This window comes from Vibrio cincinnatiensis DSM 19608 (assembly GCF_900167345.1).
Classification (GTDB): domain Bacteria; phylum Pseudomonadota; class Gammaproteobacteria; order Enterobacterales; family Vibrionaceae; genus Vibrio; species Vibrio cincinnatiensis.
The window spans coordinates 244041-268555 of sequence record NZ_FUXB01000001.1; the positions used below are offsets into that span (position 1 = coordinate 244041).

The window sequence follows — 24515 nt, forward strand, 5'->3', positions numbered from 1 at the left end:
TATGAATATCACAGCATTAAAAGAATTTTTTACAGAATTAAATCATCAACTTGCAATGGCTCCCAATGAAGTTCGTCGTTTGTTTCATGGACGAGGCCGGAAATGGACAGGGCTTGAGCAATTAACTGCAGATTGGTTACAAGGTCAACTGGTGGTGACACTGTACAAAGAAGTGGATACGGAATATTTAGAGGCCTTAACACAAGGCTTAGTGGCATTGGTGGATTCCCCTTTGTGGCAAGAAAAAGCAGGGCAGTGCGTGTTATTACAGCACCGGTATACTAATGGGGCTCCTTCACAGGTGATTGTCGGTGAGTTAGATACGCATCCTATTGTGCAGGAAAACGGTTTATCGTATCAGTTGACCGTTGGAACTAACCAAAATATGGGGTTGTTTTTAGATATGCGGTTAGGCCGAGAGTGGGTTCGTGACCAAGCCAAACAGAAAAACGTATTAAATCTTTTTGCTTATACCTGTGGGTTTTCCGTTGCGGCAATTTCGGGTGGGGCGGATAAGGTGGTCAATGTCGATATGGCGAGAGGATCACTGGCCAAAGGTCGGGAAAATCATAAGCTGAATGGACATAATCTAAATCAAGTAAGTTTCTTGGGGTACGACATTTTTAAATCATGGCGAAAAATTACCCATTCAGGTCCTTATGATTTGATTATTATCGATCCCCCTTCGTTCCAAAAAGGCAGTTTTGCACTGACAAAAGATTATCAGCGCATATTACGCCGTTTGCCTGAGTTATTGGCTGAACATGGACAAGTACTAGCGTGTGTTAACTCGCCGATGGTCAGCTGTGACTTTTTAATTGATGGGATGAAGCAAGAAGCGCCACAACTGAGCTTTCAATACCGATTAGAGAACCCGCCGGAGTTTGCTGATATTGATCATGAAGCATCATTAAAAGCCCTCGTCTTTAGTTGATGTTTTCACCTTATTGCTTGGCAGTCCGTGCAGAGTAGGGATGCTTGTCTGTCATGGGATCGTTTAGTATGGAAACCGAGGAAAAGGCGCTGATGAATACAGCGAACGATGTTTGAAATTTGAATAATAAGGTTAAGAAAGACAAGGTAGAGCGGAGGAATGGCAGCGTTAATTCGCTGCCATACTGAATGTTATTGAACCCAATCGCGTAGGGTAAAGGTCAGCGTATGAACATCATTTTTTAGGGTTAAGGTGTTTTCTGAAACTGTCACCTCACTCCAATCAGATAATGATTGGGAAACCGCCTGCTCAGTATCCATCACATCACCAATGCACATTTTCATGGTCATACCCATTTTTTCAATGCGGAACTGATTATTTTTTAGCTCAGCTTGACCAAAAAAGTTATTGCAACCTGCATTGCCACTTGCCATCATTTTTTCACCGATTTCAAGGCGAGGGGCATTATAATGCTCACTCTTAACCCATTCTTGACCATCAATATGCGTTAATTGCCAATGATGGTGTTGTAAATCGTCTGCCGTTACTTGCATTTGGTCACCATTGCTCACACATGCTGTCACAAGGATAGGTAGTGTCATTGCCGCCAATAAGGTTTTTGAACTAAGCTTCATTTATCAATACTCCCACTATGGAAAACGCCGTTAGTATAGTTAATAAAACACTGTTTCTGTCAGGGCTGAGTCATAGATTTTTCAAGGCATTCATTTACACTACCATGATTCATTACCATTTATTCGCTAAAAGGAAACGATAAGGAGCCTCTATGGAGCAACTAGAGTTTTTCCCCATTCCGAGTCCGTGTGTTGGCATCTGTGTAACCGATGATAAAGGGTATTGCCAAGGCTGTATGCGAAAAAGAGACGAGCGCTTTACTTGGCTAGAGATGACCCCAGCTCAGCAATTACATGTTATTCGTCTTTGTCGTCAACGCTATCAGCGTAAAAAACGCATCAACAAAACAGAAGACCTACCCAACACTGAGGTTGATGAGCCTCAAAATGAATTATTTTGAATGTTCACCACAAGAATTGATACCAACGATCTCATTGCTCGCTTATTTTACCACCCAGCGGTCACTCACCCAGCCACCCGCATGTTCATCAAAATGAAGGCCAGAAAAAGTACGTTTTTTCTCTTGTTTTTGGGATGGTTGAAGACTTTTCTTACTAAGAAGGGTTTGGATGTAGTTGGCCATGGGATCTGTTACGGTAGATTGTTGACGGCTAGCGACTTCTTTGATCATTTGAAGACGATAACTGGGGCTGCTGCGTTTCATAGATAGACCTCCGAATGTGATCAAGACTACATAATAAGGTAGAACTTGGTTAATTATTCGTCAATACAGTCTGTGCCATATATTTTCTAATCCCATTTAACTGGCTTATGTGGTCGCTTAATTGTATTGATGAGGTACTGGCAATTGAGTGAATTTTTAACTTAATTTAACAATCGAAAAAGTAGGGCTGAAACGGCCAGTACCCCACTGGCAAAAATAAAATAGGTGCTGATATTTTTTTTATAAGTATGTAAAAGCGACACTTTATATACGGCAATCATTGGCATAATAAACAGAATGAGCGCAATTACGGGCCCTGATAATGCCTCCATTAGTCCTAAAATGCTTGGATTAAGGATGGCGGTTATCCAAATCGTGAGAAAGAGAAATAAAATACCGACCTTATCGGCAGTAGAGTAAGAAAGAGAAGTGTGTTTGGTGATGAGTCCATTGAGGCTTTCTCGTGCGCCAAGAAAATGCCCTAAGAAGGACGAAGTGATCGCAATGAAAGCCACAAATGGACCTAATGTTCCCATTAAAGGATTCTGTGTGACATTCGCCAGATAGGAGAGAATGGAAATGTTTTGTTCTTTGGCTTCGACTAATTGTTCTGGCGAAAGCGTAAAAATACATGAAAAAACAAAAAGTAAGACAAAGGCAATTAACAATAGACTGGTCCGTCTTAAAATCTGTTCTGATTTTACGCCTGCTTGTTTTTGATAGTGACGACGCTGGACGTGTGCAAAACTTGATATAGCGGCAGCATGGCTGAATGAAAAGACAACGACAGGAATTGCTAACCATATTGTTTGAGTAAACTCAGTGAGTTTAGGCAGATCCAATGAAGGCATATGCCAACGAGGGATGAGGTACAACGATAGGATAAGCAGTATCGCGGCCAAAGGATAGACCATCACGGCAAAAGTACGCAGCATGATTTTTTCCCCACCGAGCATAATGGAAAAGAGCACCGATACTAAAAGCCCAGAAAGCAAAGTCCGAGGCGGTGGTGTAACGGCGGCTTGATGAATCAGAAAGCTCTCAACCGTATTGGTTAAACCAACACCATAGATCAATAAAATAGGGAAGATAGACAAGAAGTAGAGCCAAGAAATGGTTCGCCCCGCTTTTACGCCAAAATGTTCTTGAATAACGTCGGTAAAATCCCCTTGGCTCTGCTGGGAAGAAAGAACAAAGCGTGCCAAGCCTCGGTGGGAAAAATAGGTCATAGGGTAAGCAAGAGTGGCTAAGATAATTAAAGGCCAAAATCCCCCTAACCCTAGGTTGATCGGTAGAAAAAGAATCCCTGCACCCACAGCCGTACCAAATAAGCTCAGTGTCCAGTACGTATCGTGTGTATTCCATGTTGATGAATTGTTCGTGGTGCTGTAATTCAGTACATTTATAGATTCTTTCACTAAAAGTTAAACCATAGTTAAACCTTAATTCTGGTTAAGCTACCATAAATAGCTTATATGATCATTTTGATTGGCTAGTTAAATACACTGTTTTATTGTCTTTTCAAAATGGAATGAAACCGGGTTAATGGGTTTTTATTGGTTTTTTATTCTTTATTTATTACTTGCGTTGGGTTTATGGTCTTATTTTTAAAGTGTTTTTAGATGGTCATCGTTTGTTATCAATATGATAAACAATCAATAAGCTTGAGTGACTTGTGGTGTTTTTGAAAGAATTGTCGCACAATCCATTACCTCTAATAAGAAGAAGACTCAGACCCTTACGATGTTTGTTCATTTACGTGCTGAACTGATTTTGATTGTGACAACGGTGCTTGCTGCGGCTGGATGGGTGTTTTCAAAGCAAGCGATCGAAGGCTTACCTCCGTTTGGTTTTATCGGGCTACGCTTTATTGCCGCCGCGTTGATTTTAGCGCCTTTTTGTTTTTCTGCTTTTAAGCGAGCAACATGGCAAGATTGCTTTCGAGCGATGGGCGTAGGCTTTTTTTTAGGTGGTTCAATTTTTTGTTGGATATACGCTATTTCAATTAGCCCAACGCTGGGTGAAGGGGCATTCATCATGAGTCTTTCGATGCTGTTTGTTCCATTACTGGCTTGGCCCTTATTTGGGCTTAAACCCAATCGAGCATTTTGGATCTCACTGCCTGTCGCTGTCAGTGGGTTATTTTTACTTTCTTGGAATGGCGCATGGCAGCTAGCCCCTAACCAGCTATGGTTTCTTGTTGCTGCTTTTGGATTGGCTTTGCATTTTAATTTTAATAGCCAATATTCAGCGAAATTACCCACCATGTTATTAACGACATTACAGTTGTTGATGGCGGGGTGCTTAGGGTTATTGCTGTCAGCTTGCTTTGAAGTCTGGCCACAGACGATTAGCTCAACAACATGGAAGTGGTTTACATTGAGTGTGTTATTGGCAACCAGTTTACGTTATTTGATGCAGACCATGGGGCAAAAAAATGCTCCCCCCTCTAATGCAGCACTATTGATGTTATTGGAGCCCGTGTGGACATTATTATTCAGCATCTGGATTTATCAGGAAACCTTGCCGTTCAACAAAGTGGTTGGGTGTGCTTTATTACTGGGATCATTATTGCTTTATCGAATGCCTTGGGCTCGACGCTCATGATGAAATGGGTGGGAGAGGCCCACCCATGTGAGGGTTAAAATCCGATTCGGGCACCTTTCGCTATAACAACGATACCTTCTTCTGAAACGGTAAAGCGTTGTCTATCGAGTTCCAAATCTTCACCAATGGTTGTCCCTGGTGCAATTTCAACATTTTTATCTATCACGGCTCTGTTAATTACACAGCCCGCCCCGATTTTTACATCACCGAGAATAATAGATTCATTAACCATTGAGCCTTCAGCAATATTGGTACGGTAGCCTAAAATCGACTTGTGGATTCTTGAACCCTGAATATAACTACCACCAGAAATCATACTGTCCGTCACTTCTACTTTGTTATTACCTACGTCCACAAACGTGGCAGGTGGAAGCGGTGGGTAATAAGTATGTATTGGCCAGCGTGGGTTATACAGCGAAAATAGTGGATCTTTAGCTAACAAATCCATTTGTGATTGCCAATAAGAATCAATCGTACCGACATCTCGCCAATAACAGGACGAATGTTCTCCTGCAATGATATTGGTCGCAAAATCATAGACATAAACATTGCCATTGGGGTATAAGGTCGGAATAATGTCTTTGCCAAAATCATGCGAAGATTGTTCATTATTAGCATCTGCTCTTAATTCATTACAGAGCGTTTCTGTTTCAAAGATATAGTTACCCATTGAAACCAGTGCCCAATCTGGCTCCCCGGGGATAGATTTAGGATGAGCGGGTTTTTCTTCAAAGCCGATCATCTTATAGTTTTCATCGACTTCAATCACTCCAAATTGAGATGCCTGGGAGATAGGCATACGAATGGCTGACACCGTCAGGCTTGCTGCATTTCGTTTGTGGAAATCCAACATTTGACGGATATCCATCTTATAGATATGGTCAGAGCCAAAAATGCAGACATGATCAGGGCGTTGCAGTTCAATGAAACGAATGTTTTGATAGATGGCATCAGCCGTTCCCTCATACCAACGTTTTCCATCGCGCATCTGTGCCGGGATAGCATCAATAAAATGCCCGGTGATACTGGAAAGGTTCCAACCTTTTTTCATATGTTGAGAGAGCGACTGTGATTTAAATTGAGTCAAGACATAAACACGCATTAAATCTGAATTGATAAAGTTATTTAACGCGAAGTCAATCAGACGATAGCTTCCTGCAAAAGGTACTGCTGGTTTTGTTCTACTACTCGTTAGGGGCATTAAGCGAGAGCCTTCACCACCGGCTAAAATCATGCCTAAGATGTTTGACATTGTATGATCCTTATTTATAGTCTTTATTTTATATTTTGGGGAATCCCTTCATTGAAGGTTTTGATTACACTAAATGACTTGTAAGTTACTTTCAAAAATTTGTAACTTAAAATATTCTAATGACATCGCCTTACATAATAACTTTCCTTGAAAATAAGCATTCCTATATTTAGAGGTGATAGCATATTGTAAAATGGTATCAATACCTTCGATGACTATTTTCATGTTATTATCTTTAGCTAAGTTAATGATATTTTTTAACCTTATCTGATGTTCATTGTCATCAATTAGTGCGCTGATAAATCGTCTATCTATCACGATGCTATCAATGTTATATTGACTTAGATAATGAAAATTAGAGAGGTCTCCATTGTAGCTTCTTATACAAATTTTAACGCCAAGTTGACGAAATGACCGTAATATTTTTCCATACGGGGGACATCCATGAGTAAAAGTACTTTTATCATTAATAACTAAAGAGATAACAAGATTTTTATCTCGGTTAAGTAATATGCTACAAAAACCATATAAGCATTCTGTCAATTTGTTACAGGATAGAAAAAGCTCATTAATATTAATGTATAAGTTAAATTCATTTACCTCATGAGGGGTAATGAAGTTATATATAATAGACTCAAGAAAATTTTTTGTAGTGATGAAGCTATCATTACTGCAATTTTCTATATTAGCCATTTGGCTTAATGAAATTAACCGTTCATCTTTTGAAAAAGTGTTAATGACAATCTCACCACCAGACAGTTCATGTTTGTTATTAAAAACAGGTTTGATATATGGTTCGTGAATATCCGTATTGTTGATATATTCTATGTTATTTGTGCTTTTCATCTTAGCGGTTCTAGTCTTCTTTCCATAGGGACTTATTTTTCGATGCAAATAATACTTAAGAAATCTCCTACTCGGAATATTTTTATCTGTAGTCCCATTCTCTACCAAGTGTCGATTGTTACTATCTTGTATTTGTGATTCGTGATTTCATTAGATTTTGGTTAATGGTATTGGTTTTTTATCTGATTTATTTTTGCTGAGAAAAAACCGTTCTAAAATTATATTTATATTTTTCATGTAGTTAGAAAAATATTTTTATCATTTATGTGGTGAGTTATTTTGGTTATTTATTTTTTTCATCAAAGTGATATGCATAGCTAATAGAGATTTACTGTAATATTTACTTACATTTGTATGATTAGAAAGTGGAAAAATAGCAATAAAAAGAGGATGAATGGCTATGTGTTGTAGGAAAATTCTGTTGATTGTAGATGGCTTAGTAGAAAAGACTAAAGCGTAGCGAAACTCTATTGATCAGGAGAGATTGAAGAGGGATAGGGTGATGAACATCTCTATTGATCTTCTGAATCGAGAGGTTGAGGATGATTAAGCTTGGGTCGATTATGCGTTTTTGTTACTCTAAGTAGCGAATTCGAAGTAAGGACGACCTTACCGCTCTATTTCCATAAGGGGACGGCCCCATATTGATAGAAAGGGGCATGATGATGGCTTGGGTTATTCTTTTTATTGCAGGGTTGAGCGAAGTTGCTTGGGCCGCTGGCCTTAAGTACACCGAAGGGTTTAGTAAACCCATTCCTTCAATGATTACATTAATTTGTTTAGTGGTGAGTTTTGTTTTACTCGGTTTATCGTTGAAAACGTTACCGCTTGGATTGGCTTATAGTGTATGGGTTGGAATCGGCGTTGTAGGAACGGCACTGGTTGGTTTGATCTTCTTGAGTGAGCCATTCAGTTGGATTAAAACTGTGAGCTTAGGGCTGATCGTGTTAGGAATTATTGGGATGAAACTGGCCTCTTAGCTATTTTTACTCTAAAGTAAAACGCAGTGCCGAGGCACTGCGTTTTGAAATTATTGGCATGAAATGCTTACAGAGCGGTTACTTGAGTCGCTTGTGGGCCTTTTTTGCCTTCTTCAACGTTGAAGCTCACTTTTTGACCTTCAGCTAACGTTTTGAAACCTTCAGAAACGATAGAGTTAAAGTGTACGAATACGTCTTTACCACCGTTGTCTTGAGAAATGAAGCCGAAGCCTTTAGTTTCGTTGAACCATTTTACTGTACCAGTCATTTTACCAGACATAGTCACCTCTAAATATCTTAAGTTTTAATTGAATGAGTTTTTGGCCGAGATAAGCTGAATGGTCGATCTAGGTGCAGTTGACACAGGTATAACGAAAGATTTCGTGACTTGTATAACACTAAACTTACACTGAATTTACATTAACAACTCTTCTTTAAGAGCCGATAGCTACTATACACGGAGTGATTTAAATAGCTAGGATTATTTTTAATTATTTAGAGATATGCATCTATATGGTGATACAAAGCAAGAATATAGAGATTAACTATTTGATCTAACGGGTGATATAGAGGGGGCAGAACGAGAGGCTCCCGTTCTGCTTAAAGATTAATCGGCTTTTTTTACGCGAATTTTACTTTTCGCAAACAGGGTTAAGTTAAGGGCTGTGATGGCCGACTTTGCTTCTTCATCATTGGGCATAGTAACAAAGGCGAAGCCTTTTGAGAGTCCGGTTTCTTGGTCAAGGACTAATGTACATTCTGTGACTTGTCCAAAATCGGAAAAGAGTACTCGTAACTCATGTTCAGTTGTGGAGCGAGCAAGATTTCTAACTAACAATTTCATGATGATCATCTTATAGGGATTAACACGGCATTGTCGCAGTTAATGCATGGGAAACCAAGATAATATCAAGAGAAATTTTGCTTAATGGTATCGTTTAAATTACCGGTATAGTAAAGGCGAACATCATCGTTCGCCTTTTGTCATTTATGTGAATAAGTAGGAACCGTTATGCCAGATACTGATCGACACTAGGGCAAGAGCAAATCAGGTTTCGGTCACCATATACATTGTCTACTCGGTTTACCGTTGGCCAATATTTATTCACTTTTACGTAAGGTGAAGGAAAACAGGCTTGCTCTCTGGTGTATGAGTGGGGCCATGGTTCAAGAGTTAAATCCGCAAGCGTGTGTGGAGCATTGATCAATGGATTATCCTTGGCGGACCAATACCCAAGTTCTACTTGCCTAATTTCTTCTCGAATCGCAATCATGGCGTCACAAAAGCGATCAAGTTCAGTAAGGCATTCAGATTCCGTTGGTTCAATCATGAGTGTCCCCGCAACAGGAAAAGACATAGTTGGTGCATGAAAACCATAATCCATGAGGCGTTTGGCAATATCTTCTTCACTTATGCCTGTTTGTTCTTTAATTGGACGAATATCGACAATACATTCATGGGCGACACGGCCGTGTGTTCCTCGATAAAGAATAGGGTAGTGAGGGCGTAAGCGTTCCATTATGTAGTTGGCATTTAATATGGCGAGTTTAGAAGCTTGTTGAAGGCCTTCGGTTCCCATCATAGTAATGTAAGCCCAAGAGATTGGGAGAATAGAAGCACTTCCTAAATCAGCGGCGGATACTGCAAATTGTTCTCCATCAACACCTTGTTCAACATGGCCGGGTAGGAAAGGAGCTAAGTGAGATTTTACTCCGATAGGCCCAACCCCAGGGCCACCGCCGCCATGAGGAATGCAGAACGTTTTATGCAAGTTAAGGTGAGAGACGTCAGAGCCTATAAAACCTGGAGAGGTTAAACCCACCTGAGCATTCATATTGGCTCCATCTAAGTACACTTGCCCACCCGCTGCATGAACCTGTTCGCAAACTTGCCGAACGTGTTCTTCATAAACGCCATGGGTCGACGGATAGGTAATCATAATGGCGGAGAGATGTTCGCGGTGTTTGTTGATCTTTTCAGAAAGGTCATGCAAATCGATATTGCCGAGATTATCACACTGAACAACGACGACTTTCATTGAAAGCATGGATGCCGTTGCTGGGTTGGTTCCATGGGCAGAGCTTGGAATTAAGCATATATTGCGATGCCCTTCTCCGCGGCTTTGATGATAACGTTGGATGGCAATGAGCCCTGCATATTCGCCAGATGCACCTGAATTGGGTTGTAAAGAAAAGGCATCATAGCCCGTGATTTCACACAGTTTCTGCTTGAGATCCTCCGCTAAAGCTGTGTATCCAAGCGCTTGTTCTTTAGGAACGAAGGGGTGTAAAGATGCAAATTCTGGCCAAGAAACGGGGATCATTTCCGCTGCTGCATTTAATTTCATCGTGCAGCTACCTAGTGGGATCATGCCATGGGTTAAAGAAAAGTCCTTATTTTCTAACTGTTTTAGGTAACGCATCATCTGTGTTTCACTGTGATAGGTATTAAATACAGGGTGAGTCAGATAGCGAGAGCTTCGTTGACATGAATGAGGGATAGCGGCTAATTCATGATTCGCAATTTGAGTGGAGAGATCATAAATGGATGTTTCTATTCCAAACAGAGAGAATAACGCATCAATATCCTTTAAGGTCGTTGTTTCATCAAAACTGATACCCAACTGGTTTGGCCATTTTCGTAAATTGATATTGGTTTTTAGGGCTTGTTGATAGTGCTTTTCTGTGGTGTTGCCGGTTTTGATGGTTAAGGTGTCAAAAAAAGTATGGTGTGCTAATTCATAACCCGCTTGTGTTAAGCCAGCAGCAAGAATAGCGGTGTAATGATGAGTTCTGCGCGCAATTTTTTTGAGCCCCTTTGGCCCATGATAGACGGCATAAAAAGCGGCCATGTTGGCTAATAGAGCTTGCGCAGTACAAATATTGGAGGTGGCTTTTTCTCGCCGAATATGTTGCTCTCGAGTTTGCATGGCCATGCGAAGTGCACGGTTACCTTTACTATCAATTGAGACGCCAATAACACGGCCTGGCATAGTACGCTTATAGGCTTCACGAGTTGCCATAAATGCAGCATGAGGGCCGCCGTAACCGATAGGAACACCGAATCGCTGTGCAGAACCAATCACGACATCTGCCCCCATTTCTCCCGCAGGTTTGATCAGCGTGCAAGCCAGCAAATCAGTGGCAACCGTGACTAAGGTATTTTGATGATGGGCTTGAGTAATGATCTCCGTTAAATCGTACACCGCTCCTGTTGTACTAGGATTTTGCAGGAGTGCGCCAAAAACAGGTTGTTGAGTGAGTTCCTCAAGTGGGCCTACTCGTACCTCAAACCCAAGGAAAGAGGCTCGTGTTTTCACCACCTCTATGGTTTGTGGGTGGACATCATCCGCGACAAAAAAGGTATTATTCTTGTTTTTCCCTGCTCGATGACACAGAGCCATGGCTTCTGCCGCCGCAGTGGCTTCATCCAACAATGAGGCGTTGGCAATATCCATGCCCGTTAAATCAATGATCATTTGCTGAAAGTTAAGTAATGACTCTAACCGACCTTGAGATATTTCAGGCTGATAGGGCGTGTAAGCGGTATACCAGCCCGGATTTTCGAACACGTTACGTAAAATGACGCTAGGGGTGAAGGTATTATAGTAACCTTGGCCAATGAAAGTTCGTTTGAGCTGATTTTGCTGAGCAAAACGTTTGAGATGGGCCAACATCTCAGCCTCACTTTTTGGATCGGGAAGGAGTAATGGTGCTTCTAAACGAATATTGTCAGGAATGGTCTGGTCAATGAGGTTATCAAGGGTTTTTGCTTGAACGAGAGCGAGCATTTTGGCTTGTTCCGCCTTGCTAGGACCATTATGGCGAGCGATAAATTCATTTTTTGTTTCTAGGCTTTGAAGCAGTTCAGTCATTTTCCTTTACCTTTTACAATCACAATAAGAAATGAAGCTCATTGAGTTAACGCTGATACTTCAAGCCTGTGATAGTTAAAGCTACCGGTGAGAAAAGGTAGCTTTATCCTTGATTACTCTTCTTCTATAGAGCGAAGATACTCGTCTGCATCTTTTAGATCATCGAGCTCAGCCGGGTCAGACAGTTTAACTTTGACGATCCAGCCTGCATCATAAGGGGATTCATTAATTAATTCAGGGCTATCAGCCAGTTCATCATTGACTTCGATAATCATGCCAGAGACTGGAGCATAAATATCGGAGGCCGCTTTAACGGATTCAACTAAGGAAAAATTATCCCCAGCATCGTATTCACTCTCTATTTCAGGTAACTCAACAAAAACGACATCTCCCAGCATGTCTTGGGCATGTTCGGAAATGCCTACCGTGGCGGTCCCATCACCATTATCACGTACCCACTCGTGGCTATCTGTAAACTTCAGTGCTTTATCCATGTGTTTGTTCTCCAAAAGATGATTGAATGATCAACGAATAAAGAGAGGCGATGCTCTCTATTCTTGAGCGATTGACACCTAAAACAGCCACGAGTTTGCAACAGTTAGGTGAGAACTTTTGCGCTATCGATCACTGAATCGATAGGAAACTCAATTGCTACAAATTAATAACATACGCCTACGCCAATAGAGGTTCAATAAAAAAATTTCCTATAGGAAACTGAAGTGATTTTTTTGTTACAGAAAGCACGTTTTATAGGCATGATACCGCCTTGTTTGAATTCTTCATGCACAATATAGAAATGACGATGCGCGCTAAATAAGAAGCCTAATAAATCATGACTGAAGACATTCTTGATGAATACCCCTCGATGACCTTAGCAAAACAGGTGAATGATGAGGTAGAGAATAGTATTACACCATTAAAATTGGGGCAGAGAATTAAAACCATTCGAACCCAGTTAGGTATTACGCTGGAAGAGGCGAGTCAGCGTACAGGGCTGGCTCGTTCAACACTCAGTAAAATTGAGAATGAGCAAATTTCCCCCACCTTCCAAGCCATGCAGAAATTAGCGCATGGATTACAAATTGATATGCCTCAACTCTTTGAGCCACCAAAGAAAATTATAGCGACAGGTCGGCGAGATATTACTCGACATGGGCAAGGTAAACCTCACCCAACACAGACGTATGAACATGAATTGCTCTCAACTCAACTCTCGAATAAAAAAATGATGCCATTTAAAAGCCGAGTTCGAGCTCGTGCTTTTGACGATTATCGAGATTGGATCCGTCATGATGGTGAAGAGTTTTTGCTGATTTTAGAAGGTGAAGTCATTTTCTACAGTGAGTTTTATGAACCCGTATCCCTCTCTTTGGGTGACAGCGTTTATTACGACGCCACGATGGGACATATGCTGGTTTCTAGCAGTGAACAAGATGCCTTGATTTTATGGGTAACGGCAAAATAGCTTAGGTTTCCAATAGTGGATTTATTGTGCATGATGTTGTGAAAGGCGGGCTAAACCTCGATTCTTATCCTGACTGAAATGTGATCTTGGTGTTAAATATGATGGGTAATAGTACGAGAACGTTGTTGATAATCAAAAATTAGCGCATTTTGTTTACTATTGGAAATTTAGACTTAGCGAGCAATGATCGTGCTTGCTGGCGGCTTTTATCTTGAATCGAAATTCATGGAGATGACAATGACTCAGCAGCAGACTTCCCCAGATCTTTTAATGACCCCTTTACATGATCTTCATTTAGCGATGGGAGCCAAAATGGTTCCTTTCGCTGGGTATGATATGCCCGTCCAATACGCTTTAGGGGTTAAGAAAGAGCATATACATACACGGCAAGCCGCAGGATTATTTGATGTCTCCCACATGGGGCAACTGCGCTTATATGGCGTGCAGGCGGCGGCAGCTCTGGAACGATTAGTTCCGGTCGATATTATGGATCTCCCCGTTGGTAAGCAGCGTTATGCTTTATTCACGAATGAGCAAGGGGGAATTCTGGATGATTTAATGGTGGCTAATATGGGGGATCATTTATTTTTAGTCGTCAATGCAGCGTGTAAGCAACAAGATATTGACCACCTACGAGCTCATTTACCCAGTGATGTGATTCTTGACGTTGTAGAGGATAGAGCATTACTCGCATTGCAAGGCCCAGCCGCAGCGGAAGTTCTCGCTCGATGGCAGCCTAAAGTACATGATTTGATTTTTATGGATATTCAGCCAATGGAGATCAATGGTATTGACTGTATTGTGAGTCGTAGTGGTTATACGGGAGAAGATGGTTTTGAGATCTCGCTATCCGCAGAGCAAGCGGCAAATTTTGCAGCGATGTTGGCTGAAGCTGAAGAGGTGGAATGGGTAGGGCTTGGTGCTCGAGATTCACTGCGTTTAGAGTGCGGACTTTGTTTATATGGTCATGATTTGAACGAAACGACGACACCTGTCGAAGCGAGTCTACTGTGGGCGATTTCTCCGGTACGCCGTAAAGGAGGAGCTCGAGAAGGGGGCTTTCCTGGCGCAGAAATGATTCTAAGCCAAATTGAAACCAAAACGGTTACTCGCAAGCGTGTTGGGTTGGTTGGGGTAACGAAAGCTCCTGTTCGAGAAGGGACAGAACTTTTTGATTCTAAAGGCAATCAGGTTGGTATTGTTACCAGTGGAACCGTTGGTCCTACGGCTGAAAAACCGATTTCTATGGCCTATGTACAAAGTGATCTTGCCATTTTGGGGGCAGAGATTTTTGCTGAGGTTCGAGGAAAGCGATTAGCCATGCGGGTCGAAAAAATGCCTTTTGTTCCACAACACTATGTTCGCGGTTAACGATAGCAAGTATTCATTTTAAGCATAAAAATTCAAGCGCCATGCTTTTCATTGATGCATAATATTATTAGTTTATGGATTGATTGGTTAATTTTATGAATAAATGGATACTTTCGACTCTACTTTCGATGTCTTTTTTACCTTCTTATGCGTCTGCCGAGTGGGCGATTTCGCCCTATATTGTTAATGGCACTTCAACAACCCTGATTCAGTATCCCTCCTTTGTTAGCTTATTTTATGATCGTATTGAATACGATGGGGTCTATGGTGTCGGCAGTTTCTGTGGTGGAACCATGTTAGATGAGAGCCATATTCTCACGGCCGCCCACTGCCTTTTTGACGGAGATGGGCAATTAAACACCCATATTTTACTCTTTACTTCTGCGGCGCAAACGGATGATGAATCAGCTTTTCCTAATGGAAATATTGAAATCGTGCGTGGCGCGGAGTTTTTTCATCATCCTGACTATATCGATTCCTCAGAGATGTTGTGGGCAAATGATATTGCGATTATTCGGTTAGCACACCCCATGAATATCTTGGGGGAAGTTAAATTACCTAGCAATACAGATTATCGCTTAGGTACTAATGGTTTCGATGATGATGAAAATTCATATATTTTCGAAGCGGTAGGGCATGGCAATACCCAATCGGGGAAAGATGAAACCGATCAACTACTTTTTACCACCTTGAGTTATGTTTCCAACGCAAGTTGTCAACAAGGGATCGCTCAACCTTTAAACACTTCGCACTTATGTTTTTCCGGAGAAATCAACTCAACGACAACCTTGAGTAATGGCACATGCCAAGGTGATTCAGGAGGGCCTGTGTATTGGAATGATGATGGTGATTTAAAACAAGTGGGGATTACCAGTTTTGGCCCTAGTGTTTGCGGCCATGGGTTGGGTGACTCACAGGTCACCTCAGTTTTTACTGAAGTGGTTCAGTATCAAACATGGATTAAAGGCGTATTAGAGGGGGCTATTACCGCCGACTATATTGTTACGGATGAAATGCGACGAGCTTTTTTTGAACCTTCATCAGAATCATCAAGTAGTGGAGGAAGCCTTAATTTTCTTTCTTGGCTTGGGTTAATGTGCTTAGGCTATTGGCGGTGTAGAAAGAAGGGTGTAGCGACTGGCTGTAGCAAAAGATAAAGGCTTAGAAAACCAGTAACCTTGTAAGTAATCAACGCCCATTTGGTAGAATTTCTCGTGCATTTGGGCGTTTTCAATGCCTTCAATAACCACATCCATGTGTTTGGAATGACATAGCTTAATAATAAACCGTAAATATTCTTCTGAAATTGGATTACACAGCGTTTTTTGTGCCATCGTACGATCAATTTTGATCTGATTAAGGGGGAGGTCGAAAAAGCTATAAATAGAACTTAACCCAGCACCAAAATCATCCAATGACAGCTGAAACCCCATTTCACTGAGCCGATTTAACTGATCTATCGCATGTCGGTTTCCATCTAAAATAACCGTTTCTGTTAGCTCTAACACAATGGATTGAGTGTTAATACCTGCATTGTCTGCCATCATTTTTATGTTAGAGGGGAAGTTACTGTGTAATAGCTGCAAAACGGAAACATTAATATTGATTCGGGTCATGACACCATGAATTCTTCGATAGTGGCTAATAAATTGACAGGCTTGCTCAAATACTTGGTATCCCAATTCCGTAATCATTCCTTTTTTCTCAGCTAAGGGAATAAACTCGTCAGGATAGATCTCACCAAATTCTTTTGATCTCCAGCGAACGAGAGCTTCAAAACTGACCACTTTATTCGATTGGGTATCAATGATTGGTTGAAATTTGACCGAAAGAGCGTGTTGATATAAGGCTTCTTTTAACCCCCGCTCAATAAAGAAATACCGATCAACCGCTCGTTGGGTTTTTCCACTATAAATCTCAATATGAGCGCCACTTTTTTCTCCTGCATATTGGCAGGTACGCGAAGCTATATTCAGAATTTGGATCGCCTCTTCTTCGAGAGAAAAATGAGGATAAACACCAATATTCATTTTGTCGCCTAAAAGATACCCTTGTTCTTGGGCTGATTTAGCATAGCGTTCCATGATCGTTAGGCATAACGCGTGAAGCTGTTCACGGCTCTTTGGGGTACGCAGTAAAATAGCAAAATCGTCAGTTCGTACTCGATAAATAACAGAATCATGGTTAATTAAAGCACTCAATGCTTGATTCATATGGTGAAGAATGTGTTGAATGACATCGGATCCATATTGATTGAGGTAGGATCGGATATCCTCAATTTGGATATAAATCAGCGTAGCTTCAGGTGAGGAGCATTGGTGCTTAATATCATTAATATCGCGCAATAACTTGGTGGTGTTGGCCATACCAGAGGGTGCATCATAAAAAGCGGCTTGGTGTAGAAAAGAGGTTAATTTCTTTTGCTCAGAGATATCCCGATGGCTACCAACTAAAAAACGTTCATTTTGAACCGTTTTCGTTACCGCTGTCGCCAAAATCCAAAGATATTGCCCATCTTTTCGTTTGACCCGATATTCAGTCGTAACGCGAGACTCTTCTTCCAGATGTGCTTCTACTCGTTGTTCAAGCCTCTCTCTATCAAGCGGATGTACGATGGATAGCCACTCTTGGTAGGAGAGACTGGAGGTATGGAAACCAAATTGTTGATAAAAATGGGGATTATAGAAGGTCATGATTTTATCCATCCCCATGTGGAAGATCCCTTCGCTAAAGAGATCAAAAATATGTATTAAACGTTGCTGCTGATGCTCAAGAAAGGGAGGTTTGTTTGGGTTTGTGGGATCTTGTGTTAGCAACATATTAATACACCGGATTGACCATCATTATAGTTAACCTACTATAACGCCAAGTAAAACTAGGCTCAATGAATCAATTTCAAACAAGATTCCTCTCGATGATAGATGCCGCTTGGCCTAGTTTTGTTGAGTTGTACTTGTATTTTGATACGCCTGTGTCCCCCACAGAGGAACGGTTGATAGGCTGTGTTTGAAACTGCCAGACGTTTCTTTGGTGGAGTAGGATAAATAGAGTAGCGTCTGATTTTCTGGATCATAAATCCGACGAACCTTCATTGATTTAAAGAAAATACTCTTTGACTGTTTAAAGACTACGTCACCTGATTTGCTTTTATCAATATTCGCTATCATTTCAGGCGTGATTTCACCGGTTTGGCGGCACGAGATAGAACTGTCACTGGGATCTGCAAGGCTCAAGTTGGCTTCAATAGAGGCGATATGGCAGGTAACGCCAGTCACGATAGGGTCATCTAATGAGGTTATTTTGATGTCTTTCATGGTGAATAAGCCAAGGGAAACATCGCCCACTTCATTCTTATTACATCCCGCCAGTAATAAAGAGAGGCCAAAGATTAAGGCTGTTTTTTTCATATCATACTCGCAGAATCGCTATGGTTAATTGAGGGGGATGATAGCAGCAATGAATAAGAAAGGCAGGAGAGAATTGTGTTAAGATGGTTTCAACCTCGGTCCATGTTGATGATGAAGGGCTCATTATCGATGCACCGCTTTCATATTAAGAAGTCTCACTATGACCCACGCTTTTGTCGATCTTACCATGCAAGCCATTGTGGAAACAAAAAACAGATGGCTTTGTCATCACGTTGATGTTTTATTTCCTACCGCTGAGAGTATTAAAGGGCGGGAGCTCTATCTATCACTCAATGCTCAGCAGAGTGTCGCCCCACTGACGTTTAGTGCACAGCACCATATTCATTTAGACAGCATTTATCTGGTTGATTTTCATCGTTTAACGATTATGTTTGCACTCTTGCAGGCTTCACGTTGCCTACAAGAAGAACAGCAAGCATTATTGGTGGAGTTTTTTACCCAAATCATTTATTCAGCACCTTGTTCTTTATTTCTAGGTTTTGTTGACACTAAGCCGGTTGCTGCCGCTTTATTGACTGAAACAGAACACAGTTTGTTGATTTCCGATATTGTCATTCATGATACGGCCGCTTTTGGAACCCCCGATCATTTTGCTTGTGCAGTGATTGATAAATGGATGGAAGGGCGTTCATTTACGGGAAATATCTATATTGAATCAGCGCGGTAAGTAAGCACTCAAGAAGAGTGACATTGCTTGAAGATATGAGCTTTGACTATGTCAGCTAACGTCATTCTGTTAACTGCATCATTTTGTTATGCATCTATCCGTATACACTCGGTGATAACAGGAGGAGTCGTATATGAAGAAAAGAAAGTTTAGCTGCGTGATATTTGATTGTGAAGGCACGTTAGTCGATAGTGAACGTTTATGTTGCATGGCTCTTGTTCAAGTATTCAATGAATTAGGTGCACAATTAACACTGCATGATGTCGCTCAACATTTTTCTGGTGGAAAAATTGCCGATATCTTGGCAGATACACTAGAATTAGCGGGAATGAGCGCGGATCTTGATCTGCTAGAAGTTCGTTATCGACAAGTGCTTGAGTCTATTTTTATGACGCAACTGAAACCGATGCCTGGTAGTGAATCGTTATTACAGCAGCTTGATCAACACCATATTGAATATTGTGTGGCTTCCAATGCCCCTTATGAAAAAATTGTCGATTCACTTTCTAAGGCAGGGTTGGCAGATCGTTTTGAAGGTAAAATTTTTTCAGCTTTTGAAGCCAATAGCTGGAAACCTGAGCCGGATCTTATTCGTTACTGTGCCATGAACATGGGTTTTCCGCTTGAAGAGTGCGTCTATGTGGATGATACAGCGAAAGGGGTGAAAGCGGGAGTCAATGCTGGTGTGGTCACTTTTCAGCTTCAACCATTAAGTCCGCTGAATCATTTTAATCATCCGAATGTTCGCTTATTAAGTCATTTGGATGAATTGATGGGGCATCTATTTTAAGACGAACGGGTAATGAGGTAGCCATGAGTGATCAAAGCTTCTGTATGGTATTGACAACGACCAACCGAGTGGAAAATGCTCAGTTAATGATTCAGGCCTTATTGTCTAAATACTTAGCGGCTTGTATTCAAACGCTACCGATTCAGAGTCATTATCGCTGGAATGGCGAAGTTTGTTGTGATGACGAAATTTTGCTGATTATAAAAACGCGAGAGGCGTGTTATGTGGAATTAGAACAAGAGATTGTTCGCCTACATAGTTATCAAGTTCCACAAATTGTGCAGGTTCCGATCACCGAAGGTTTTGACCCTTACTTAGCTTGGATTTCACAGCATACTCAGGCGAACGGATTGCACACACTCCCGAATGGGTAAATCGCTCAGGAGATCGGTAGCATTGCCAGTTAAGAATCATTAATGCCGTGATTCCCCCTAAGGTGTCGCACAGCATATCTTTTTGTGCATCCCAAATATCACCTTGTGAGCCTAAAAAGGCCAAGCCCTCTTCCCCGCCTGCCAGTTCTGCATACCACCATTCCACAATTTCATAACCTGCTGCCACACTCATAATGGAAAACAGCGCAAACAAAGAGGCGATCAGACGGTTGCAGAGTTTTTTGCGCAGTAATAACTCGGCGATGGGGTAGGCGTATAGACCGATAGCAAAGTGTGCCACTCGATCAAAATGATTACGAGAAGAGCCTAGAAGTTGGTTAAACCAATCAAAAGGAACTTCAGCAAACGTGTATTTCGCACCAATGGTATGGAGTGCAAGCCAGAGGAAAGCGAGTAAGTAAGCGGTTTTGCTTAATGTACCGTGATAAGACACCCACCATAGGACTGAGAGAATACATAGTGCAGGTAAGATCTCAGCGATCCACACGGCATGTGAGGTTGGCGCAATCGCAGAAAAAAGAAAAATAGGGAGGTAAGCGAAAGTAAATAGCGCGATGGGTTTCGATAGCATCATAACGGTTTTATTCCCTTATATACGTTAATGAATTATTTTGAACGCTGTTCGATTTTTATATTACGCTGATCCCGCGATGAACTTCAAGCGTGTTTTGGGCTCAGTTTTTTCTGATAAGAGGCTTTAGAAGCGGAGTCTAGTTCAAAAACTGACAATCTGGCTGGGATGGGGCTCGACAAATCCTTTGCTTTAGCTTTGAATGAACATTATGAAAGAAATTATGGGTATCGCATGTCAAACACACAAGCATTGAGTACAACCTTTCAGTCGTACATGGAAAATCCATTGCTATGGCCAATTTTGGAAGTGCTAAAACGTCAGCCTTCTGGCTGGAAGGTCCACACCTTGGCGGCACATTTGATTGAACAAGAGTTAATGCCGACCTTAGATACGGCTGCGGATAAAGATCTCTTTAAGCGTAATTTTTTGATCATGAATGCCCTCTATCAATTACAAGAGATGCTGTACCCCAAAAGTTGGTTGCAAGTGGAAGCGATGGATATTGCTTTACGACCGATATTTCGTCATGCGCAGTATGTGATTGATGCGAATGATCCGTTACGAGACTATTACACCCGTTGGGAACATTATGAAGCCAGCGAAGGGGAGGTTCGACGTTTATTGAATGAGTTTTGGACTCGCTATCAACGTTCTGTTGGTGGAGAAACGATTAAAACGTTGGATCGCGCCAAAGCTCTACGCCTATTTGAATTGACAGAAGAGGCTTCTTCGTTTGAAATTCGGAAAACTTGGCGGAAACTTGCACTGCGCTGGCATCCGGATCGGGATAACGGCAACGCAGAGCGGTTTCGAATTTTATGTGCAGCGTGGAACGTTTTACGCCAAGAACCTTAGTTTCAATACAAGCCGCATTGGCGGAATAAAGAAGACGAACCTTACCCTTTAAATTGGGCTTTCCGTAAACGGTTTAAGGCTGCCATGGCATCAAGAATACGCGGTTTAGCGAGATCGCCTTGGTTAGGCATTTTTGCATACCATTCCCCATCGAGTAACCTTTCCATCTCCAAAGCAGGGTTGGTTGACCATCCCGGTTGTTGAGCGAGTTGAAACCATAACCAGCCTATGGCATTAATTTCAGCGGCAGATTCCAATTGTTCGAGAGCAGAAATATCGGTGAACTCTTTCCCAAAGCGAAGGGAGCCTTTTCCTTTTGCAGAAACGCGGAATTTCCCTTCAACTAACAACTTTTGCAATGCGTTGCGGTTAAGGTGTCGTGGCGTAAAGACGGCTAATGGCGTTTCGCATTCGTTACGACGTAACGTTGGATGTTGTTCTATGACCGCTTTTGCTTTTTCTGTCACATCAATGGCTTGATAGTCATGCATTTGAATGACGGTATCTGCGATATCAAGGTAATCACCAGAACCGCCCATCACGATCAGCGTTGAGGTTCCTAATTCGTCTCGAAGTTGACCAATACGATCAACGAGTGGAGTGATGGGTTCATCTCCTTTGCTCACCAGAGCCTGCATTCTTTCATCACGGATCATAAAATTGGTGGCAGAGGTGTCTTCATCAATCAGCAACGTTTTTGCTCCCGCTTCCATCGATTCTTGTAACCAAGCCGCTTGAGAAGTTGAACCTGAAGCATCTTGTGTACTGAAGTCATGGGTATTTTTACCCATAGGAAGATGGTTAATATAATTAGACAAATTAAGGTTATGGATGCAGCGGCCTTCTTCAGCTCGAATTTTCATTGCTTGCTTATCCATGACTACACGTTCACGGCCATCACCCGGAATATGATTGTAGATAGAACGTTCTAAGGCGGTTAACAACGTCGATTTACCATGAAATCCCCCGCCGACAATTAAGGTTATGCCTTTTGGAATTCCCATTCCGGTAATCGGGCCTTGATTGGGAGTGGATAAGGTCACTTGTAGACTCTGTGGCGTCTGAAAGGGAATGGCTTCTTTCATCGGGAGATCGCTGTCACCCGCAAGACGAGGTAAAATACTGCCATTAGCAACAAAGGCAACGAGCCCTTGTTCGCTGAGTTGATCTCGCAGGGCTTCTTGATCTTCAATAACTTGGCAGTGATGAATTAAAACCTCTTTATCCAGTTCTCGCTCAAGTGTGGCGCGGCGAATAAATTTAGGGAGATGAAAGGTTAAAATGTTGAGCGCTTTTTTGGCAAGAATATCTCGCCCTTCAGCGGGTAAATTCATACGAAAGCGTAGCTCAATGCCATCATCATTAAAAACCACGGCTGTACTGTCTAGTACGGTTTGCCCATTTAAAGCAATGGATAAACTATTTTCTTGTTTGGCTAACTCAGCAAATCGTCTTGCAATAAAATCACGGGCCGCTTGTTGATAAGCGGATGATTGGTTTCTTATCCACTCTAAACCAGTCAGCGACCATGCACGAGTTGCACGTAATCGGGAGGGGGAAGCGTAAGGGTCTGGCTGAATATGGTCGATAAACAGAGTAAAATCAGTAAAGTCATACTGTCCTTTGATCTTTTGATAGACGCGGTAATTCTGTTTTTCGAGTTTTTTCAGTGTCGCTATTAATAAATCCATCTCGATTTTCACTTATTAGAGAGAGAAAGGTGGGCGATTATAGGGAGCGCCTCACATAGAGTAAAGGCATGATAAGTAATCTCCCCCATAAGGAAAAGGCTTATAGTCTCTATTGCTTGGCATTTTCTCGAGATTGGTTTCGTGTTAATTGTATTTAACTGTGTTTATAAGCCAGATGAAAGCCTGTACTGGCCTTCATCTGGGGGACGTTATGGATAGAGAGTCTTTGGCTTTAGCGTGATGGCATAAATAGCGATAAATCAACATCTGCTTGGTAGTCTACACCTTCAATGCCAAACCCATTGAGACGTAAAAAGGCCTGCTTAAATCCTTGATAGTCGCCGAGTTCAGCAAAATTGCTGGCATTCATCTGCTCTACAATCTCTTGTACGCGGGTTTGAGTATCGGGATTTAATTCCCAGTCATCCATACGCAATAACCTTTCACTATCTACTGGCACGGGCGTGCGGGCATACAGTTTATCACTGAACAGTCGTTGCATTTGTTCGATACACTCTTCATGAGTCCCTTTCTCTTTCATCACGCGGTAAAGCGCTAGGATGTAAGGGGTGAACGCAGGAATAAACACACTGGCTTTGGTCACTAATGCCTTACATACGGTCGCATAGGCATTTCCGTCAAAATTGGCCAATTTTAAGTTAAGTGCATGACTCGTTTGGTGAAGGTCAATTTTTGCTCGACCTAATGTACCGTCCAAATAAATAGGGTGAGTCATTTCTGGACCTACATAGGAAAAGGCGATGGTTTTACAACCTTGCGCCAGTGAGTCATTGTTGATTAAAGTATCGATCCAATTTTCCCAATCTTCTCCTCCCATGACTTTTAAGGTGTGATCAATTTCTTCCTCAGTCGCAGGAGGTAATGTGGTATCAATCCACGTATCATTTTCTAATAGAACGGTTGCCCCAGAAACAGGTTCACCAATGGGTTTAATCACTGAGTGCCAAAATTCGTCTGATTGCGGTTTTCGGCGCATGCCACTGGCAATACTGTAAATAACTAAGTCCACTTCACCTTCAAAGTAGGTTTCAATGGCTTCAATCACTTGTTCTTTGATCTCGTTTGAGAACACATCCCCATTGATATTGACGGCTATGCGTCCGGCCTGTTCTGCTTGTTGCTTAAAGAAGATGTTATTGTAAAAACCCGCGCTACCGACGCTTTTTTCAGAAGGGCCGCGTTCAAAAGAGACACCAATGGTATCGGCATCTGCCCCACCAAAGGTCAGTGCGATTCTAGCCGCGAGACCAAATCCAGAAGAAGCACCCAGAATTAAAACCCGTTTAGGGCCATGAGAGATAGGCTTTGCTGATTTAACGTAATGAATCTGTTCGAGTACAGCTTGTTTACATCCAAAAGGGTGAGCGGTGCGAGCGACCACACCTTGGATAATCGGCTCAATGCGCATGAAAAAATCACCTATTGATACTTGGGAGAGGGATCAAAATAACGTAAAGCTAGGTA

Annotated in this window: 24 protein-coding genes and 1 pseudogene; 11 read left to right on the top strand and 14 right to left on the bottom strand. The window is 41.8% G+C overall.

What is annotated here, in order from left to right; translation table 11 throughout:
* The first annotated feature begins 1 nt into the window (after position 1).
* Complete coding sequence (locus B5D54_RS01140; RefSeq protein ID WP_078924637.1) at positions 2-934, top strand: class I SAM-dependent methyltransferase; 933 nt, start codon at positions 2-4, stop codon at positions 932-934.
* Positions 935-1125: 191 nt separating this feature from the next.
* Here the strand turns inward: B5D54_RS01140 and B5D54_RS01145 are convergent, their stop codons facing one another.
* Positions 1126-1569, bottom strand: a complete 444-nt coding sequence (locus B5D54_RS01145; RefSeq protein ID WP_078924638.1) for an META domain-containing protein — start codon at positions 1567-1569, stop codon at positions 1126-1128.
* A gap of 152 nt (positions 1570-1721) precedes the next feature.
* Here B5D54_RS01145 and B5D54_RS01150 point away from each other — a divergent pair, with 152 nt between their 5' ends.
* The gene (locus tag B5D54_RS01150) at positions 1722-1970 is read left to right on the top strand and encodes a DUF1289 domain-containing protein (RefSeq protein ID WP_078924639.1); all 249 of its coding nucleotides are present in this window, start codon (positions 1722-1724) and stop codon (positions 1968-1970) included.
* A 42-nt stretch (positions 1971-2012) separates the two neighbouring features.
* Here the strand turns inward: B5D54_RS01150 and B5D54_RS01155 are convergent, their stop codons facing one another.
* Both B5D54_RS01155 and B5D54_RS01160 read right to left on the bottom strand, forming a co-directional pair.
* Complete coding sequence (locus B5D54_RS01155; protein WP_078924640.1) at positions 2013-2234, bottom strand: hypothetical protein; 222 nt, start codon at positions 2232-2234, stop codon at positions 2013-2015.
* A gap of 161 nt (positions 2235-2395) precedes the next feature.
* Positions 2396-3652, bottom strand: coding sequence for an aromatic amino acid transport family protein (locus B5D54_RS01160; RefSeq protein WP_078924641.1), 1257 nt, complete (start codon positions 3650-3652; stop codon positions 2396-2398).
* A 325-nt stretch (positions 3653-3977) separates the two neighbouring features.
* Between B5D54_RS01160 and B5D54_RS01165 the strand changes: the two genes are divergently transcribed.
* Entirely contained in the window at positions 3978-4841 is an 864-nt protein-coding gene (locus B5D54_RS01165; RefSeq protein WP_078924642.1) for a DMT family transporter, read from the top strand.
* Between the two features lie 34 nt (positions 4842-4875).
* Here the strand turns inward: B5D54_RS01165 and glgC are convergent, their stop codons facing one another.
* Entirely contained in the window at positions 4876-6111 is a 1236-nt protein-coding gene (gene glgC / locus B5D54_RS01170) for a glucose-1-phosphate adenylyltransferase (protein WP_280523070.1), read from the bottom strand.
* Between the two features lie 51 nt (positions 6112-6162).
* A complete protein-coding gene (locus B5D54_RS01175) occupies positions 6163-6939 on the bottom strand; it encodes an EAL domain-containing protein (protein WP_078924644.1) in 777 nt (258 codons plus the stop codon).
* A gap of 665 nt (positions 6940-7604) precedes the next feature.
* Between B5D54_RS01175 and B5D54_RS01180 the strand changes: the two genes are divergently transcribed.
* A complete protein-coding gene (locus B5D54_RS01180) occupies positions 7605-7919 on the top strand; it encodes a DMT family transporter (RefSeq protein WP_078924718.1) in 315 nt (104 codons plus the stop codon).
* Positions 7920-7986: 67 nt separating this feature from the next.
* Here B5D54_RS01180 and cspE read toward each other — a convergent pair whose 3' ends face one another.
* The 4 genes from cspE to gcvH form a co-directional block, all read right to left on the bottom strand.
* A complete protein-coding gene (cspE, locus tag B5D54_RS01185; RefSeq protein ID WP_078924645.1) occupies positions 7987-8199 on the bottom strand; it encodes a transcription antiterminator/RNA stability regulator CspE in 213 nt (70 codons plus the stop codon).
* A gap of 327 nt (positions 8200-8526) precedes the next feature.
* The gene (locus B5D54_RS01190; protein WP_078924646.1) at positions 8527-8763 is read right to left on the bottom strand and encodes an RNA recognition motif domain-containing protein; all 237 of its coding nucleotides are present in this window, start codon (positions 8761-8763) and stop codon (positions 8527-8529) included.
* 166 nt (positions 8764-8929) lie between these two features.
* The gene (gcvP, locus tag B5D54_RS01195) at positions 8930-11794 is read right to left on the bottom strand and encodes an aminomethyl-transferring glycine dehydrogenase (protein WP_078924647.1); all 2865 of its coding nucleotides are present in this window, start codon (positions 11792-11794) and stop codon (positions 8930-8932) included.
* Between the two features lie 113 nt (positions 11795-11907).
* Entirely contained in the window at positions 11908-12288 is a 381-nt protein-coding gene (gene gcvH, locus B5D54_RS01200; RefSeq protein ID WP_078924648.1) for a glycine cleavage system protein GcvH, read from the bottom strand.
* A gap of 338 nt (positions 12289-12626) precedes the next feature.
* On the opposite strand from gcvH, the gene B5D54_RS01205 reads away from it, so the two are divergent.
* The 3 genes from B5D54_RS01205 (at position 12627) to B5D54_RS01215 (ending at position 15787) form a co-directional block, all read left to right on the top strand.
* Entirely contained in the window at positions 12627-13259 is a 633-nt protein-coding gene (locus B5D54_RS01205) for a helix-turn-helix domain-containing protein (RefSeq protein WP_078924649.1), read from the top strand.
* Positions 13260-13496: 237 nt separating this feature from the next.
* Positions 13497-14630: a glycine cleavage system aminomethyltransferase GcvT gene (gcvT, locus tag B5D54_RS01210; RefSeq protein ID WP_172459878.1), complete on the top strand. Its 1134-nt coding sequence runs from the start codon at positions 13497-13499 to the stop codon at positions 14628-14630.
* 95 nt (positions 14631-14725) lie between these two features.
* Positions 14726-15787 (top strand): S1 family peptidase, encoded by a 1062-nt coding sequence (locus B5D54_RS01215; protein ID WP_078924650.1) that lies wholly within the window; start codon positions 14726-14728, stop codon positions 15785-15787.
* Here B5D54_RS01215 and B5D54_RS01220 read toward each other — a convergent pair.
* Complete coding sequence (locus B5D54_RS01220) at positions 15731-17449, bottom strand: GGDEF domain-containing phosphodiesterase (protein WP_078924651.1); 1719 nt, start codon at positions 17447-17449, stop codon at positions 15731-15733. The two genes, B5D54_RS01215 and B5D54_RS01220, sit on opposite strands and share 57 nt — an antisense overlap.
* Positions 17450-17563: 114 nt before the next feature.
* A complete protein-coding gene (locus B5D54_RS01225; protein WP_078924652.1) occupies positions 17564-18037 on the bottom strand; it encodes a CreA family protein in 474 nt (157 codons plus the stop codon).
* Positions 18038-18197: 160 nt separating this feature from the next.
* On the opposite strand from B5D54_RS01225, the gene B5D54_RS01230 reads away from it, so the two are divergent.
* The 3 genes from B5D54_RS01230 (at position 18198) to cutA (ending at position 19889) form a co-directional block, all read left to right on the top strand.
* A complete protein-coding gene (locus B5D54_RS01230) occupies positions 18198-18725 on the top strand; it encodes a hypothetical protein (RefSeq protein WP_242004483.1) in 528 nt (175 codons plus the stop codon).
* Between the two features lie 133 nt (positions 18726-18858).
* Complete coding sequence (locus B5D54_RS01235) at positions 18859-19515, top strand: HAD family hydrolase (protein WP_078924653.1); 657 nt, start codon at positions 18859-18861, stop codon at positions 19513-19515.
* A gap of 23 nt (positions 19516-19538) precedes the next feature.
* A complete protein-coding gene (gene cutA, locus B5D54_RS01240; protein ID WP_078924654.1) occupies positions 19539-19889 on the top strand; it encodes a divalent-cation tolerance protein CutA in 351 nt (116 codons plus the stop codon).
* A 22-nt stretch (positions 19890-19911) separates the two neighbouring features.
* On the opposite strand, the pseudogene B5D54_RS01245 reads toward cutA, so the two are convergent.
* A pseudogene (locus B5D54_RS01245) lies at positions 19912-20484 on the bottom strand (DUF2238 domain-containing protein); the annotation flags it as partial.
* Positions 20485-20715: 231 nt separating this feature from the next.
* On the opposite strand from B5D54_RS01245, the gene B5D54_RS01250 reads away from it, so the two are divergent.
* Complete coding sequence (locus B5D54_RS01250; RefSeq protein WP_078924721.1) at positions 20716-21339, top strand: DNA-J related domain-containing protein; 624 nt, start codon at positions 20716-20718, stop codon at positions 21337-21339.
* A 41-nt stretch (positions 21340-21380) separates the two neighbouring features.
* On the opposite strand, the gene B5D54_RS01255 is transcribed toward B5D54_RS01250, so the two are convergent.
* Together B5D54_RS01255 and fabV are read right to left on the bottom strand one after the other, a co-directional pair.
* A complete protein-coding gene (locus tag B5D54_RS01255; RefSeq protein WP_078924656.1) occupies positions 21381-23030 on the bottom strand; it encodes an ABC-ATPase domain-containing protein in 1650 nt (549 codons plus the stop codon).
* Between the two features lie 232 nt (positions 23031-23262).
* Positions 23263-24459 carry an enoyl-ACP reductase FabV gene (gene fabV / locus B5D54_RS01260; protein WP_078924657.1) on the bottom strand — a complete coding sequence of 399 codons (1197 nt, stop codon included), beginning with the start codon at positions 24457-24459 and terminating at the stop codon, positions 23263-23265.
* Positions 24460-24515: the final 56 nt, after the last annotated feature.